This window comes from Pseudooceanicola algae (genome assembly GCF_003590145.2).
GTDB classification, from domain to species: domain Bacteria; phylum Pseudomonadota; class Alphaproteobacteria; order Rhodobacterales; family Rhodobacteraceae; genus Pseudooceanicola; species Pseudooceanicola algae.
In genome coordinates this window covers 1,517,337-1,533,579 of sequence record NZ_CP060436.1, presented here as the reverse complement: position 1 = coordinate 1,533,579, position 16,243 = coordinate 1,517,337, and the positions used below count along the sequence as shown (strand labels likewise).

At 64.8% G+C, this 16,243-nt stretch carries 15 protein-coding genes; 13 read left to right on the top strand and 2 right to left on the bottom strand.

Going from position 1 to position 16,243, the window contains the following annotated elements; genetic code table 11:
* Positions 1-211: 211 nt before the first annotated feature.
* The 13 genes from PSAL_RS07255 to PSAL_RS07195 all read left to right on the top strand — a co-directional run bounded on the left by PSAL_RS07255 (position 212) and on the right by PSAL_RS07195 (position 14,191).
* Positions 212-1,102, top strand: a complete 891-nt coding sequence (locus tag PSAL_RS07255; RefSeq protein WP_119839835.1) for a LysR family transcriptional regulator — start codon at positions 212-214, stop codon at positions 1,100-1,102.
* 103 nt (positions 1,103-1,205) lie between these two features.
* Entirely contained in the window at positions 1,206-1,670 is a 465-nt protein-coding gene (locus PSAL_RS07250) for a formate dehydrogenase subunit gamma (RefSeq protein ID WP_119839826.1), read from the top strand.
* The gene (locus tag PSAL_RS07245) at positions 1,667-3,184 is read left to right on the top strand and encodes a formate dehydrogenase beta subunit (RefSeq protein ID WP_119839825.1); all 1,518 of its coding nucleotides are present in this window, start codon (positions 1,667-1,669) and stop codon (positions 3,182-3,184) included. Before PSAL_RS07250 ends, PSAL_RS07245 begins: the two co-directional genes overlap by 4 nt.
* 115 nt (positions 3,185-3,299) lie before the next feature.
* The gene (gene fdhF / locus PSAL_RS07240) at positions 3,300-6,176 is read left to right on the top strand and encodes a formate dehydrogenase subunit alpha (protein WP_119839824.1); all 2,877 of its coding nucleotides are present in this window, start codon (positions 3,300-3,302) and stop codon (positions 6,174-6,176) included.
* Positions 6,173-6,991, top strand: coding sequence for a formate dehydrogenase accessory sulfurtransferase FdhD (gene fdhD, locus PSAL_RS07235; protein WP_331274422.1), 819 nt, complete (start codon positions 6,173-6,175; stop codon positions 6,989-6,991). Before fdhF ends, fdhD begins: the two co-directional genes overlap by 4 nt.
* Positions 6,981-7,199, top strand: a complete 219-nt coding sequence (locus tag PSAL_RS07230) for a formate dehydrogenase subunit delta (RefSeq protein ID WP_119839823.1) — start codon at positions 6,981-6,983, stop codon at positions 7,197-7,199. Before fdhD ends, PSAL_RS07230 begins: the two co-directional genes overlap by 11 nt.
* A 548-nt stretch (positions 7,200-7,747) precedes the next feature.
* The gene (locus tag PSAL_RS07225) at positions 7,748-8,104 is read left to right on the top strand and encodes a hypothetical protein (protein ID WP_119839822.1); all 357 of its coding nucleotides are present in this window, start codon (positions 7,748-7,750) and stop codon (positions 8,102-8,104) included.
* Positions 8,105-8,127: 23 nt separating this feature from the next.
* Complete coding sequence (locus tag PSAL_RS07220; protein ID WP_196222822.1) at positions 8,128-9,408, top strand: imelysin family protein; 1,281 nt, start codon at positions 8,128-8,130, stop codon at positions 9,406-9,408.
* A 114-nt stretch (positions 9,409-9,522) separates the two neighbouring features.
* Positions 9,523-9,798 (top strand): (2Fe-2S)-binding protein, encoded by a 276-nt coding sequence (locus tag PSAL_RS07215; RefSeq protein ID WP_119839820.1) that lies wholly within the window; start codon positions 9,523-9,525, stop codon positions 9,796-9,798.
* On the top strand, positions 9,764-10,249 hold the full coding sequence (bfr, locus tag PSAL_RS07210; protein ID WP_119839819.1) for a bacterioferritin: 486 nt from the start codon (positions 9,764-9,766) through the stop codon (positions 10,247-10,249). Before PSAL_RS07215 ends, bfr begins: the two co-directional genes overlap by 35 nt.
* Before the next feature lie 220 nt (positions 10,250-10,469).
* Positions 10,470-12,065 (top strand): di-heme oxidoreductase family protein, encoded by a 1,596-nt coding sequence (locus PSAL_RS07205; RefSeq protein ID WP_231388643.1) that lies wholly within the window; start codon positions 10,470-10,472, stop codon positions 12,063-12,065.
* The gene (locus PSAL_RS07200; protein ID WP_119839818.1) at positions 12,065-13,063 is read left to right on the top strand and encodes an imelysin family protein; all 999 of its coding nucleotides are present in this window, start codon (positions 12,065-12,067) and stop codon (positions 13,061-13,063) included. Before PSAL_RS07205 ends, PSAL_RS07200 begins: the two co-directional genes overlap by 1 nt.
* Positions 13,064-13,120: 57 nt before the next feature.
* Positions 13,121-14,191, top strand: coding sequence for a DUF1513 domain-containing protein (locus PSAL_RS07195; RefSeq protein WP_119839817.1), 1,071 nt, complete (start codon positions 13,121-13,123; stop codon positions 14,189-14,191).
* Between the two features lie 57 nt (positions 14,192-14,248).
* Here the strand turns inward: PSAL_RS07195 and PSAL_RS07190 are convergent, their stop codons facing one another.
* Positions 14,249-14,863, bottom strand: a complete 615-nt coding sequence (locus tag PSAL_RS07190) for a TetR/AcrR family transcriptional regulator (protein ID WP_119839816.1) — start codon at positions 14,861-14,863, stop codon at positions 14,249-14,251.
* Between the two features lie 320 nt (positions 14,864-15,183).
* Positions 15,184-16,161, bottom strand: coding sequence for an NAD(P)H-dependent flavin oxidoreductase (locus tag PSAL_RS07185; protein ID WP_119839815.1), 978 nt, complete (start codon positions 16,159-16,161; stop codon positions 15,184-15,186).
* Positions 16,162-16,243 lie beyond the last annotated feature (82 nt).

The window sequence follows — 16,243 nt, the reverse complement described above, 5'->3', positions numbered from 1 at the left end:
CTGTTTCCGTCGCTGGTCCGCAGCATAGACAAAGGCTGCGCCCGGGATGTGACATGGATCACTGTCGGATGGTCTCCAGCACATGACCTTGCGTCACCATGGGTAACCCGCGAAAAGAATGGCCCTTTGCAGACCGGGAAAGACCCGCCGTGGTCCAGCTGATCTGCATTTGCCGCTTTGCAAGGCTTTCGCCGCCATGTCAGATGACCGCATGATCGCCAAACTCGAAATGCTCATCGCGCTGGCCAGGGAAAAGCACTTTGGCCGTGCGGCTGAAAGCCTCGGGGTGACCCAGCCGTCGCTGTCCACCGGCATCCGCCAGCTGGAAGACCAGCTGGGCGTGAAGCTGGTGTTGCGCGGGTCGCGCTATGGCGGGCTGACGCCGGAAGGGCAGCGAACGCTGATCTGGGCACGCAGGATCGTCGGCGATGCGCGGCGCCTGCGTGAAGAGATGCGGTTCAGCCGCGAAGGCCTTTCGGGGCATCTGCGCATCGCCGTGATCCCCACTGCGCTGACCTGGGCGTCGCATCTGGCCAGCGCCTTTCGCGGGGCCCATCCCAATGTGAATTTCACCATCCTCAGCCGCAATTCGGCCGAGATCCTCGATATGTTGGAAAACTTCGACGTCGATGCGGGGATTTCCTACCTGGACAATGAACCGCTCGGTCATGTCTCGACCGCCTTTCTGTACCGCGAGACCTATGCGGTGCTCTGCCGACCCGAGCATCGGTTGGCCGGGCAGAAGGGCCTGGACTGGAGCGATCTGGCGGGCGAACCCCTGTGCCTGCTGACGCCGGACATGCAGAACCGCCGTATCATCAACAAGGCCTTCATGGAGGCCGGAATGCAGCCGAAGACGGTGCTGGAATCCAATTCCACCGTGGTGCTGGCCAGCCAGGTCGAAGAGGCAAACCTTGTCACCGTGCTGCCCGATCAACTGGCCTGCCGGCTGGTTTCGGGTCGGGACCTGGCGATGGTGCCGCTGGCCATCGGTGAACCGGGGCCCTCGGTCGGGCTGGTTGCGCCCTGGCAGGAACCCCATACCCCGGTGATCCGCGCCCTGCTGGACGCCGCCGCCAAGGTCGCCGCACCGCAGGACTGATCGACCCGCTTGATAGGTAACGCCTATCGCTTGACGGAAATTCGATATTGAAACGACATCCAAATCCCGGCAAGGCCAAGGCAAGCCAGCGAGGGAGGACGACATGCACCCGCAGCCATCCGCAGAGGACATCCGGGAATTGCTCGGCAGGCATCTGCATCTGGAAGGGCCCCTGCTGCCTATCCTGCACGATATCCAGAACAGCTTTGGCTTCGTGCCGCAAACCGCCGTGCCGGTGATCGCCGAGGCGCTGAACCTGAGCGTGGCAGAGGTGACCGGTGTCATCGGTTTCTACCATGATTTCCGCAAGGCCCCGGCGGGGCGGCATGTGCTGAAGCTGTGCCGCGCCGAGGCCTGCCAGTCGATGGGCTCCGAGGTGCTGGCGGCCCGCATCCTGTCGCTGCTGGGGGTGGACTGGCATGGTACCACCACCGATGGCCGTATCACGGTCGAGCCCGTCTATTGCCTTGGTCTGTGTGCCTGTGCTCCGGCGGCGATGCTGGACGGGCGGGTGCATGGCGCGCTGACCGAAGCACGGGCCCAACGTCTGGTGGAGGCGCTGGCATGAAAATCTATGTTTCCCGCGATTCCGCTGCCAAGGCCCTTGGGGCGGACGAGGTGGCCGAGGCGCTGACCGCTGAAATCGACGCCAGTGGCATCCGGGGCGAGATCATTCGCACAGGATCGCGCGGTATGGTCTGGCTGGAACCCCTTGTCGAGATCGACGCGGGGCAGGGCCGCATGGCCTATGGCCCGATCAGCGCCGACGATGTGCCCGCCTTGCTGGGCGGGCGCATCGACAGCCTCGGGCTGACCGAGGAGATCCCCTTTTTCGCCCGCCAGACCCGGCTGACCTTCGCCCGCTGCGGCGTGACCGATCCGCTGAGCCTGAGCGACTACGAAACCCATGGGGGGCTTGTCGGCCTGCGCCGGGCACTTGTCATGAGCGGCGAAGAGATCGTCGACGAAGTTAAGGTCTCGGGCCTGCGGGGGCGCGGGGGCGCGGGGTTCCCGACCGGGATCAAGTGGGACACGGTGCGCTTGGCTAGGGCGGCGCAGAAATACATCGTCTGCAACGCCGACGAGGGCGACAGCGGCACCTTTGCCGACCGGATGATCATGGAAGGCGACCCCTATACGCTGATCGAGGGCATGGCGATTGCCGGGCTCGCGACCGGGGCGACGCGGGGCTATGTCTACCTGCGTTCGGAATACCCCGATGCGATTGCCGTGATGGAAGAGGCCGTGAAGCGCGCGCGCGCAGCCGGGATTCTGGGGGCGGATGTCCTCGGCTCCGGTCGGACCTTCGACATGGAAATCCGCTCGGGCGCGGGGGCCTATGTCTGTGGCGAGGAAACGAGCCTTCTGAACAGCCTTGAAGGCAAGCGTGGCGTGGTGCGGTCCAAGCCGCCGCTGCCGGCGCTGGAAGGTTTCCTGGGCCGGCCGACGGTGGTGAACAACGTAATCTCCCTCGCGACGGTGCCGGTGATCTTTGAGAAGGGGGCGGATTTCTACGCCGCTTTCGGGCTGGGCCGGTCCAAGGGCACGATCCCGGTGCAGATCGCGGGCAACGTGGCCCGTGGCGGGCTGTTCGAGACCGCCTTCGGCATGCCCCTTGGGGAACTGGTCGAAGAGGTGGCGGGCGGCACGGCCTCGGGGCGGGCAGTGAAGGCGGTGCAGATCGGCGGGCCCCTGGGCGCCTATTTCGCACGGGACAAGTTCGACACGCCCTTCGGGTACGAGGATTTCGACGGGCAGGGCGGGCTGATCGGCCACGCGGGCCTGGTGGTCTTCGACGACAGCGCGGACATGCTGAAGATGGCGCGCTTCGCGATGGAATTCTGTGCGGTGGAAAGCTGTGGCAAATGCACGCCCTGCCGCATCGGTGCCGTGCGCGGCGTCGAGACGCTGGACCGGATCGCCGCCGGAGACAGCGCGGCGGTCGAGGTTCTGACGGATCTTTGCGAGGTGATGAAGGACGGCTCGCTATGCGCGCTTGGCGGCTTCACGCCCTATCCGGTGATGTCGGCGCTGCAGGCCTTTCCCGAAGAGTTCGCAGGCGTGAAGGAGGCGGCGGAATGAGCGGTGCGCGTGGTCATGGGGGCGCTGCCCCCATCGCGCCGGTGGCGCGATTCCCCCGGGATATTTGGAACAGGGAAACTATGGGAGCTTCGGCGCCCATGTGGAGGGTCGAGGCATGAAGGATTTCATCATTCCCTGGGATGACAGCGACAAGGGCACGCCTGCGAAGGTGGGCAAGCCCGTGACGCTGAAGGTGGACGGGATCGAGGTCACGGTTCCGGCGGGGACATCCGTCATGCGGGCGGCCTCGGAGGCGGGGATCCAGGTGCCGAAGCTTTGTGCGACCGACAGCCTGGAGGCCTTCGGGTCCTGCCGCTTGTGTGTCGTGGAGATCGAGGGGCGGCGGGGCACGCCGGCCTCCTGCACGACGCCGGTTGCGGCCGGGATGGTGGTGAAGACCCAATCGAAGAAGGTCCAGAAGATCCGCAAGGGGGTGATGGAGCTTTATATCTCGGACCACCCTCTGGATTGCTTGACCTGCGCGGCCAATGGCGATTGCGAGTTGCAGGACATGGCCGGGGCCGTGGGGCTGCGCGAGGTGCGCTATGCACCCGGCCAGAACCATTTCGAGGTGCGCGACACGACCGGTTCCGCGAACCCGGAGTGGCTGCCGAAGGACGACAGCAACCCCTATTTCACCTATGATCCGGCCAAGTGCATCGTCTGCAGCCGCTGCGTGCGGGCCTGTGAAGAAGTGCAGGGGACCTTTGCGCTGACCATCGAGGGGCGCGGCTTCGACAGTCGGGTTTCCGTGGCGGCCGAGAATTTCCTTGCGTCCGATTGCGTCAGTTGCGGCGCCTGCGTGCAGGCCTGCCCGACGGCGACCTTGCAGGAAAAGAGCGTGATCGAGCTGGGCACGCCCGAGCGGTCGGTCGTGACAACCTGCGCCTATTGCGGCGTGGGCTGTTCCTTCAAGGCCGAGCTGAACGGCGACCAGCTGGTGCGCATGGTGCCCTGGAAGCATGGCAAGGCGAACCGGGGGCATAGCTGCGTGAAGGGGCGCTTTGCCTATGGCTATGCCATGCACAAGGACCGCATCCTGAACCCGATGATCCGCGACCGGGTGGACGAGCCCTGGCGCGAGGTCTCCTGGGACGAGGCGCTGACCTTCGCCGCCGACAAGATGCGGGGCCTGCAGGAAAAATACGGCAAGAAGAGCATCGGGGTCATCACCTCGAGTCGCTGCACCAACGAGGAAACCTACCTGGTGCAGAAGCTGGCCCGGGCGGTCTTTGGCAACAACAACACGGATACCTGTGCGCGGGTCTGCCATTCGCCCACGGGCTACGGGCTGGGCCAGACCTTCGGGACCAGCGCGGGCACGCAGGATTTCGATTCCGTCGAGGACAGCGATGTGGTGCTTGTCATCGGGGCGAACCCGACCGATGGGCATCCGGTCTTTGCCTCGCGGCTGAAGAAGCGGCTGCGTGCGGGGGCGAAGCTGATCGTCATCGACCCGCGCCGCATCGATCTGGTGAAATCGCCGCATATCCATGCCGCACATCACCTGCCGCTGCGCCCCGGTACCAATGTCGCGGTGGTCAGCGCCATGGCGCATGTGATCGTGACCGAGGGGCTGATGGATCAGGCCTACATCCAGGAGCGCTGCGACTGGGATGAATTCATGGAATACGCCGAATTCATCAAGGACCCGCGTCACGCGCCCGAGGCGACAGAGATGCTGACCGGCGTCCCGGCGGACGAGTTGCGCAAGGCCGCACGGCTGTTCGCAACCGGCGGCAACGGCGCGATCTACTATGGGCTGGGCGTGACCGAGCACAGCCAGGGGTCGACCACCGTCATGGGGATCGCCAACCTTGCCATGCTGACGGGCAATATCGGGCGTCCCGGCGTCGGGGTGAACCCGCTGCGCGGGCAGAACAACGTCCAGGGATCCTGCGACATGGGGTCCTTCCCGCATGAACTGCCGGGCTATCGTCATGTGAAAGGCGAGGCGGTGCGCGAGATCTTCGGCAAGGCCTGGGGTGTCGAGATCGACCCCGAACCGGGGCTGCGCATACCCAACATGCTGGATGCGGCTGTCGAGGGCACCTTCAAGGGGCTTTATTGCCAGGGCGAGGATATCCTGCAGTCGGATCCCGACACCAGGCATGTGACGGCCGGGCTGGCGGCGATGGAGTGCGTCATCGTGCACGACCTCTTCCTGAACGAGACGGCGAATTACGCCCATGTCTTTCTGCCGGGGTCGAGTTTTCTGGAAAAGGACGGTACTTTCACCAATGCCGAGCGCCGGATCAACCGGGTGCGCCGGGTCATGGCGCCGCTGAACGGATACGAGGATTGGGAGGTCACGCAATTGCTGGCCAATGCGATGGGCGCCGGATGGGATTATCGCCACCCTTCCCAGATCATGGAGGAAATCGCCTTCACCACGCCAAGCTTTGCCGGTGTGACGTACGAGGTGCTGGAAGAAAAGGGTTCCGTCCAGTGGCCCTGCAACGAAGACCACCCCGATGGCACGCCGCTGATGCATGTGGATGGCTTCGTACGTGGCAAGGGGCGGTTCATCGTGACGGAATATGTCGCGACGGATGAACGGACAGGGCCGCGGTTCCCGTTGCTGCTGACCACCGGGCGAATCCTGTCGCAATATAACGTCGGTGCGCAGACCCGGCGGACCGAAAATTCGGTCTGGCACGACGAAGACGTGCTGGAGATCCATCCCAATGACGCGGAATTGCGCGGGGTGAAGGCGGGTGACTGGCTGCGGCTGGCCTCGCGGTCGGGCGAGACGAGCCTGCGCGCGAAGATCACCGACCGGGTCAGTCCGGGCGTCGTTTATACGACCTTCCACCATCCGGACACGCAGGCGAATGTCATCACCACCGATTTTTCCGACTGGGCGACGAATTGCCCGGAATACAAGGTGACGGCGGTGCAGGTCAGCCTGTCGAACGGGCCGAGTGACTGGCAGGAGCGCTATGCGGCACAGGCCGATCAGTCGCGCCGGATCCTGCCTGCGGCGGAATGATGGTGGATCCGTTCAAGAGCATACCGGGCCGCGCGGTCACTCCGGAAGGTAGCCGCCAAGTCATCCGAACCCTGCCTGAGGAATGGCCGGTGGCGATCGTGCATGACGGTACGACCCTGGCGGTGATGATGGCGTCGCCTCAGGATCTGGAGGATTTCGCCATCGGCTTTTCGCTGAGCGAAGGGGTGATCCGGACCCTGGACGACATTGCCGAGTTCGAGATGGCAGAGCATGAGGCCGGGACCGAATGCCGGTTCTGGCTGGTCGACACGCAGGGTGATGTGCTGGCCACGCGCCGCCGCGCCTTTGCCGGCCCGGTGGGCTGCGGTCTTTGCGGGATCGATTCACTGGAGGCGGCAAACCGGGCCTTGCCGCAGGTGCCGGAGGGTCCGCGCCTGTCTGCCGGGGACGTGGCCCGCGCAGTAGAGGCCCTGCGCGGTCAGCAGCCCTTGCATGATCGGACCCGTGCCGTGCATGCCGCAGGGTTCCTGCTGCCGGGGCAAGGTCTGCTGATGGTGCGTGAGGATGTCGGGCGGCACAATGCGCTCGACAAGCTGATAGGTGCCTTGGCACTGGCGGGGATCAGCCCTTCCGACGGGGCCCTTGTCATGACCAGCCGGCTGTCCGTCGAACTGATCCAGAAAGCCGCGGTGGCGCAATGTGCCATCCTGATCGGCGTGTCGGCCCCCACGGCCCATGCCGTGCGTCTGGCCGAGGGCGCCGGGCTGACCCTTGCCGCCTTCGCGCGCGGCGATGCCTTTGACCTCTACGCCCACCCCGACCGTATCCGAACCGGAGCTTCCGATGACGTCTGACAAGCTGGTCCTGATGGCCAACCAGATCGCCACCTTCTTTCACAGCCAGCCGGGCGAGGGCCAGGCAGAAAAGGTCGCTGATCATATCAACGACTTCTGGGAACCCCGGATGCGGCGACAGTTATTGGACCATGTCGCCGCCGGTGGCGACGGCTGCGATCCGCTGGTGATCAAGGCCGCTGCATTCCTGCGCCTACCCGCTGACTGATCTGGCGGGTTCTGACACCAGGTCAGGCCTGATGACTGCGCGCTCGGTGGCGCGGCGGCTGGCCGGTCGCCTTTGGTAAGGGTTTGCCCGCCGCGCCATTCAGATCGGGCGCCTCTTGCCGGTGTCGATGCCTTCGGCGGGGATATTTGGAACAGGGAAACCAACAAGGCTCTTTATCATCTGGCCCGAAATACTCCGGGGGGCCTCCGGAACGGAGGCGGGGGCTGGCCCCCTGTGCGGTCTGACCTGATGTCAAGCGGCCAAAGGTAAGCGAAATAGTCGGGATTGACTTAGCTGAGTTTTTTGGTCAGTTATGAGGCGACCACAGTCTTCCGATCCTTCCATGGAATATCCGCCATGATCCGCCCTGATGACAAAGCCTGCAGACCTGCTGCCGCCCGATCCGGGCCGGTGGTCCGGGCTGATCGCCTGGATGGGGCGCGGGGCACGGATCGGTGCCGGGATGTTGCGGCGTCATGAGGCTTGAACGCGGATCCGAGCCGGTTGCCGTCATTGCGTTGCGGGCCCGTTGCGCAGGAGCGGGGGCGATGGCCTCATTCACCAGCGATTTGGCGACGCTTTTCGGGGCGCCGCGGCTTGGCCGGCTGACGGAGCGTCTGGACGAATTCTCTGGCCTGACCTTGCGCCATGTGCGCCGGCCGGTCATGCGCCATAGGCCGAACTGTTCCTGCGTCGGCGCGGATGAAGCCGTTCTGGCCCATCTTGTGTCCATCGCGACCAGCGGGGACCGGGAAGATGCCATGCTGACGGCCTGCCTGCTGGTGCGGGCCGATGTTGCGCCGATTGTCGTTTCGCCTGCCCAGACCCTTGGGCTGGAGCTGACGCGCCAGATTCCGGCAGAGCGCCCCGAAAAGGGCCCGCCTGCCGGACAAAGATTACACTGACAAGAAATACAACAGGAGACCTCATGTCACATATCCGTACCGCTCTCATGGCGACCGCAACCTTAAGCCTGCTGCCCGGCCTTGGCCTGGCCCAGGACATGGCCCCGGAGAAGACCGCCGTGCTGGCCACCTATGCGGATATCGCCGAGGCCACCTATGGCGACAGTCTGTCCAGCGCCCAGGTCCTGGATGCAGCCATCGATGCGCTGATCACCAATCCGTCGGCGACTGCCCTGGAAGCCGCCAAGGCGGCCTGGCTGGCCGCCCGCGTGCCCTACCAGCAATCCGAGGCCTTCCGGTTCGGCAATGCCATCGTCGATGACTGGGAAGGCAAGGTGAATGCCTGGCCGCTGGATGAAGGGCTGATCGATTATGTCGATGGCTCCTACGGTGGCGCGACGGATGAAAACGAATATGCCGTGCTGAATGTCATTGCCAACCCCGCCTTCCAACTCTCGGGCGAAGAGGTCGACGCCAGCGCGATCACGCCGGATCTTCTGGAAAACACGCTGCAGGAAGCCGACGGCGTCGAATCCAACGTCGCCACGGGTTATCACGCCATCGAGTTCCTGCTGTGGGGCCAGGATCTGAACGGTACCGACCATGGTGCCGGCGCGCGGCCCTGGACCGATTTCGCCAGCGGCGAGGATTGCACCGGTGGCAATTGCGACCGGCGAGGCGAATACCTGTCGGCGGCCAGCGACCTGCTGATCAGCGACCTCGACTGGATGACCGCGCAATGGGCCGAGGGCGGTGAAGCACGCGAGACGCTGATGGCCGATCCGGATGCGGGCATCATCGCCATGCTGACCGGCATGGGCAGCCTGTCCTACGGTGAACAGGCCGGCGAACGGATGAAGCTGGGCCTGCTGCTGAACGATCCCGAAGAAGAGCACGACTGCTTCTCGGACAATACCTACAACAGCCACTTCTACGACGGTCTCGGCGTGCGCAACGTCTATACCGGGCGCTATGTCGGCATCGACGGCAACGTCACCGAAGGCCCGTCTCTGAGCGATCTGGTCGCCGCCGCCGACCCCGAGGTCGACGCTGCCCTGACCGCCGATCTGGACGCCACCATGGTCAAGCTGACAGAGCTGAAGGTCGCGGCAGAAGCGGGCTTTTCCTACGACATGATGCTGGAACGCGGCAATGCCGCCGGTGAGGCCCTGATCATGGGCGCCGTGGAAGGTCTGGTCACCCAGACCCGCAGCATCGAACGCGCTGTTGCTGCGCTGGAACTGGACGAAATCGGCTTTGAAGGCTCCGACAGCCTCGACAACCCCGACGCCGTTTTCCAGTGATCCGGACATAGGGCATTCCGGGCGGCGGGGCAGACCCGCCGCCCGGACGGAAGGACCGGAAAGACGACCGGACAGAAGATCGGGCGCCGCCCGCAAGAACGAGGATCCGAGACCATGATGATTTGCCACTGCATGTCGATCAGCGACCGCGACATCCGCTCTGCGGTGGACTGGATGCGCGCGTCCGATCCCGACACCATCATCACGCCGGGCAAGATCTACCGGGCGCTTGGAAAGAAAACCGAATGCGGCGGCTGCCTGCCGCTTTTCATGGACACCATGCGCCAGTGCGATAGTTTCGAGGTACCGGAAATTCTGCGCGGCCTTCGCCGCGCAACGCCAAAGGAGACCTCGGATGAAGGGCGACGCAAAGGTTATCGAGTACCTTAACGCAGCGCTGCGCAGTGAGCTGACCGCAGTCAATCAATACTGGCTGCATTATCGGCTTCAGGAAGACTGGGGCTTCGGCAAGATCGCGGCGAAATCGCGTGAGGAAAGCATCGAAGAGATGCAGCATGCCGACAAGCTGATCGTACGAATCATTTTCCTGGAAGGTCACCCGAACCTGCAGAAACTCGATTCCCTGCGCATCGGCGAGAACCTGAAGGAAACGCTGGAAGCGGATCTGGAAGCCGAGCTCGAGGCGCGGGCGCTTTACAAGGAAGCGCGGGAATATTGCGAATCTGTCGGGGATTACGTGACCAAGGACCTGTTCGAGGAATTGATGGCGGACGAGGAAGGTCATATCGATTTCCTCGAAACGCAGCTGGACCTTTACGGCACCATCGGCGCCCAGAACTACGGCATGCTGAATGCGACTCCGGCCGATTCGGCCGAGTAGGACGCGACGGGCGGCCGGGGCCGTTCGCAGGATATCGCAAGGGCCCGCCCGTCAGGCGGGCCCTTTGCATTTGCCGCTTTCGCTGCGCGGGAGTGACCGGTGCCTTCCCGCAGGGTTGGGGGCCCCGTCGGTCCGGTTTTCACGGCTCCGGCATCGGGTGTGAGTCAAATTCCGATTGATTCTCTCGGGTTAGCGTGGCAATCGACGGGCGGGAGGCCGCATGCCGAAAACAGCTTCACAACGGGCAGGAAACAGCGTCGCATTGGTCGTCTCGGCCATGCTTCTTGCCTCGGGCGCGAGCGCCCAACAGGCGGGCTCTTCCGCGCCGGAACGGGACGATGCGCTTCTTCGGCCCTTCCTCGCCGAAGTGCCGCGCACCGAAAGCGAGACTTCCCGGATCGCCCGTGTCGTGGCCCCTCCGGAAGATTTCTCTGCCCCCGAGGCCTTCGAGCAGAACCCCGGTGGCGCAGCCAGCGTGCGGGCGCGCGACGATGCGGATGCGTTTTCCATGTCCTCGGGCAATATGCCCTTTGAGCGCGAGCTGGACTTCAAGGTCGGCAATGGGCTGTTCAAGAAGCTCTGGGTCTCCTCGCCCAGTTCGACCCTGGCCAGCGACGGCCTGGGGCCGCTTTACAATACCCGCTCCTGCCAGCGCTGTCATATCAAGGACGGGCGCGGGCATCTGCCGGGTCCCGGTGAGGACGCCGCATCGATCTTCTTGCGGATCTCGGTCCCGGCGACCGATGACACCGCGATGAGCGATATCGAATCCTTCCTGCTGTCGCGCGGCGACACGCCTTTGCGCGTGCGCCCCGACCCGGTCTATGGCGGCCAGTTGCAGAACTTCGGGGTCGCCGGACAGGCCGCGGAATACCGGCTGGGCGTCGACTGGACCTATGAAACCCTGACCCTTGCGGGTGGCGAGACGGCCGAGCTGCAGCACCCGACATGGCGCGCCGACAACCTTGGCCACGGGCCGCTGGCCCCCGGCGCGATGCTGTCGCCGCGCCTTGCGCCGCAGATGATCGGCCTTGGCCTGCTGGAGGCTATTCCGGCGGCGGATCTGCTGGCCCAGGAAGACCCCGAGGATGCCGATGGCGACGGGATTTCCGGCCGGGCCCAGGTGGTCTGGTCCTTCGAACATGACCGTCCGATGCTGGGGCGTTTCGGCTGGAAGGCCGGGGCGGCGACGATCCGCGAACAAAGTGCAGCGGCCTTTTCCGGCGATATCGGGATCTCGAGCCCGATCTTTCCGTCGAACTGGGGCGATTGCACCGAAGCCCAGGTCGCCTGCCGGGCCGCCCCGCATGGCGGCGGCGATGCGCGCGGGACGGAAATTGACGCCGAAGGGCTCGACCTCGTGACCTTCTACAGCCGCAACCTCGGCGTGCCGGAACGTCGCAACCTCGACGATCCCGCCGTTCTGCGTGGCAAGCAGGTCTTTCACGAGGCCGGCTGTGCCTCCTGCCACACTCCGAAATACGTGACCGCCCGGCTGGAAGACCAGCCCGAGCAGAGCTTTCAGCTGATCTGGCCCTATACCGACCTTCTGCTGCACGACATGGGCCCCGGCCTTGCGGACAATCGCCCCGAAGGGCGTGCCGACGGGCAGGAATGGAAGACGCCGCCGCTATGGGGCCTCGGGCTGGCCGAACAGGTTTCGGGCCACCGGGCCTTTCTGCACGACGGGCGGGCGCGCAGCTTGTTGGAAGCCGTGCTTTGGCATGGCGGCGAAGCGCAGGCGGCGCGGGACCATGTCGTGACCCTTGCCCCCGATGCGCGGGCCGATCTGATAGCCTTCCTGGAGAGCCTTTGATGCGACACCTGTTCTATGCGGCTCTCGGAGCCGGGCTGACCCTGCTGGCACCGATGGCCAGGGCGGGGACCGAAACGGCGATCCGCGATCATGTGCTGCCCGGTGCCGCGCGCTTTACCGAAGCCAGCACCGCCCTGTCCAATGCCGCCGCCGCCGATTGTGCCGCCCCCGGCCTGCATGCGCCCTGGAACGCGGCTTTTGACGCCTGGCTCGGCATATCGCACCTGCGGTTCGGCCCGCTGGAAACCGATGGCCGGGTCAATGCCATCGCCTTCTGGCCCGATACCCGTGGCTTCACCCCGCGCCAGCTGACCGGCCTGATCGGGGACGAAGATCCATCCGTGCAGGCGCCAGAGGAGTTCGCCCATGTCTCGGTCGCCGCGCGCGGCCTCTTCGCGCTCGAGGCGATGCTGTATGACCCGACCTTCGCCTATGAGACGGGCAGTTATTCCTGCGCGCTGGTGCAGCGGCTGTCGGCGGACCTCGCCCGAATGGCTGAAGGGATCGAGGCCGATTGGCAGGACCGCCAGGCCCCGCTGATGGAAAGCGCTGGCGAGCCCTGGAACAACTTCTATCTCAGCGCCGACGAGGCCCTGCAAGTCTTCTATACCTCGCTTCTGTCGGGGCTGGAATTCACGGCGGATCAACGGCTTGGCCGTCCGCTTGGCACCTTCGACCGGCCGCGCCCGCTGCGGGCCGAGGCGCGGCGTTCTGGCCGGTCGCTGCAGAATGTCGAATTGTCGCTGATCGCCCTGCGGGATCTGGCGCGGCATCTGACCGACCAGCCGATCCCGCTGACCGAAGCGGCCTTTGATACCGCGTTGACCGAGGCAGAAGACCTTGATGATCCGGTCTTTGCCGGGGTCGATGATCCGACGGGCCGCCTGAAGATCGAGATCCTGCAACAACGCATCCAGTCCCTGCGCCAGACGATCGAAGGCGAGATCGGCGAGGCGCTTGGCCTGACCGAAGGCTTCAACTCGGCCGACGGCGACTGAGGCGGCGCAGCGGGGCTGCGATCCCGAAAGGGAGTACTGAAAGATGGAGTGAAGCCGATGATCCGACGTCGAGAGTTCCTGGCTGCCCTGGCCGCGGCCGCCGCAACCCCGACCCTGAGTTGGGCCGACGCCGGCAACCCGGCCTTCCTCGCAGCGGCAAAAGAGGCAGATGGCAGCTACGCCCTGCATGGGCTGGCGGGGGATGGGGCGGATCTGTTCCGGATACCGCTGCCCGCGCGCGGCCATGCGGGTACGGCCCATCCCACGGCCCCCGAAGCGGTGGCCTTTGCGCGCCGTCCGGGCACCTTCGGACTGGTGATCGACTGCGTCGCGGGCAAGGTGCAGGCGGTGCTGGAAAGCCCGGAGGGGCGGCATTTCTACGGCCACGGTTGCTTTATCGCCGGGGGCGACATCCTGTGCACCGCCGAGAATGATTTTGCCACGGGCAGTGGTGTCATCGGCCTCTGGTCGCGTGCACAGGGCTATCGGCGCATCGGCGAGATCCCCAGCCATGCCATCGGTCCGCATGAAATCCTGGCGCTGGAAGGCGACGTGCTGGTGGTGGCCAATGGCGGCATTCTGACCCATCCCGATCATGGCCGCGAAAAGCTGAACATCCCGACCATGCGGCCAAGTCTGGCCTATCTGACGCCGGATGGCACGCTGCTGGACATGGTCGAGTTGCCCGAAGACCTGCACCGCAATTCGATCCGCCATATCGCAGCGCGCCCCGATGGGCTGGTGGCCTTTGCGATGCAGTGGCAGGGTGAGCCGATGGACGGTGTGCCGCTGCTTGGCCTGCACCGGCGGGGCGGCATCGCGCAACTTGCCGAAGCGGACCTCGGCGAACAGCTTGCGATGCAGGGCTATGCCGGCTCGGTCGCCTTCGATGGCAGTGGCGATTTCGTCGGCATTACCTCTCCGGTCGGGGGGCGGCTGCATGTCTTTGACGCCGATGGCGGCTTTGTCGCCAGTCACGCGCGTTCCGATATCTGCGGGCTGGCCAGGCGCGACAGCGGTTTCCTGGCGACGGACGGGCAGGGCGGGATCTGGCAGGCCGGGGTGCAATCCCTTGGGCAGGGCCAGCGCTTCGGCTGTCATTGGGACAACCATGTGGTGACGCTTTAGGGTCGGTTTTTCGCGCACGGGCCGCAATTGGCCCGGCGCAGGACGCGGCGGCGGCGGTCAGTTTCGCTGCGCCATGCCGTTCATGATCTGGAACAGAAATAGCTCCGAGACCTCTTCGGGGTCACGGGTTTCCCGGCTTTCGGTATACCAGGACAGGACCCAGTTGATCGTGCTGATCAGGTAATTCGCCGCCGCATCGCTGTCGACGTCGCGCAATTTTCCATCCTGTATGGCGCGGTCCAGCAGACGGGTGATATAGCTGACAAGCTCTTGTTTGCGGTCCGTCAGATCCTGCTGCAAGCCCTTGGGCAGCGCCAGGATATTGGGGCGCGACAGGTAGGCCCCGGATTGGCGCAGGGCGCAGGCGACGAAGTCCTTGTAGAAGGCCTGGAAGGTCTCGAATTCATCGAGCCCAAGCGCGTCGGCCTCGGCACGGGCCTGTTCGCCGCAGGTAAAGGTCACCTGCAGGCATTCGTAAAGCAGTTCTTCCTTGTTGCGGAAGTAATAATAAAGCGCGGTCTTGGTGACCCCGATTTCCTCGGCGATCTCCTCGAGGGATGTCGCGTGGTATCCTTTTTCGTTGAACAAGCGGGACGCGATGCGCAGCGCGGCGCGCCGCTTCTGATCCCTGATCTGTGCACGAGAGGCCACCTCTCCGTTCCAGTTCGACATTTTTTCCTCTGAAATATGGGTCGGGAAGGTACAAAGCACTCGTCACAAGATCGGCCAATTAGTGCCAATTCCCGACCGGACAAGAAGATCTGCCGGGATGGCGATGCACTTGATCGGGTGCGGGCCGGAAGGGATTTGACAATAATACGGATACGTTAAGTCAGTTCATTAACGCTTGGCAGAGGAACGGGTCAACCGGGTGGTGACATAACGGGTCCGATAGGGGGCGGGACTTGACGATGCGTGGACCTGCGCCCGGAGGTTTCGGGAAAAAAGCCCGCGGTCCCCGGTCAGACCGGTGGGGAGCCGCGGGTGGGGCGTCAGCGGCGTGACCAGCCCAGTCGTCCGGCAAGGCACTCCTGCGCGGCGTTGAACTCGGCCTCGATCCGGGCAACCACGGCCTCGGCGCTTTCCACGGCATGGACCGCGCCGATCCCTTGGCCCGAGCCCCAGATTTCCTTCCAGGCCTTGGCGGTGCCGAAATCCATCTTGGTGGGGTCCGAACGTTCAAGCTGATCCGGGTCCAGACCGGCGCGCGCGATGGAAGGTTTGAGGTAATTGCCCGCGACCCCGGTGAAGAGGTCGGAATAGACGATATCGGAGGCACCGCTGTCGACGATCATCTGCTTGTAGATCGGGTCGGCATGCGCCTCCTGCGTCGCGATAAAGGCCGAACCTGCATAGCCCGCATCCGCGCCCATGGCGAGCGCGGCCAGCAGCGCGTCGCCCCCGGCAATGGCCCCTGACAGCAGCAGCGGTCCGTCGAACCAGGCACGAATTTCCTGCACCAGCGCAAAGGGCGACAGGGTGCCCGCATGGCCCCCGGCGCCGGCGGCCACGGCGATCAGCCCGTCGGCGCCCTTTTCGATGGCCTTGCGGGCAAAGCGGTCGTTGATCACGTCGTGAAAGACCAGCCCGCCGGCGGCATGGGCGGCCTCGTTCACCTCGGGGCGGGCGCCGAGCGAGGTGATCCAGATCGGGACCTCGTGCTTCATGCAGATCTCGACATCGCGTTCCAGCCGGGTGTTGGAGCGGTGCACGATCTGGTTCACCGCATAAGGCGCGGCGGGGGTGTCGGGGTTGGCCTGGTTATGACGGTCGAGCTCTTCCTTGATGCGGGTCAGCCAGGCGTCGAGCTGCGGCGGCTCGCCCGCGGCTTCGCGGGCATTCAGGGCAGGAAAGCTGCCGACGATTCCGGCCTTGCACTGGGCAATGACGAGATCGGGGTTCGAGATGATGAACAGCGGGCTGCCGACCAGGGGCAGGCGCAGGGTATCCAAAAGCTTTGGCAAGGTCATGGGGTCTCCTCCTTCTTGGATCAAGGGGTGGCATGGCCCTCGGGATCTGTCAGCCTTTTCGCTGCGTCACCGGGGTGGGGGC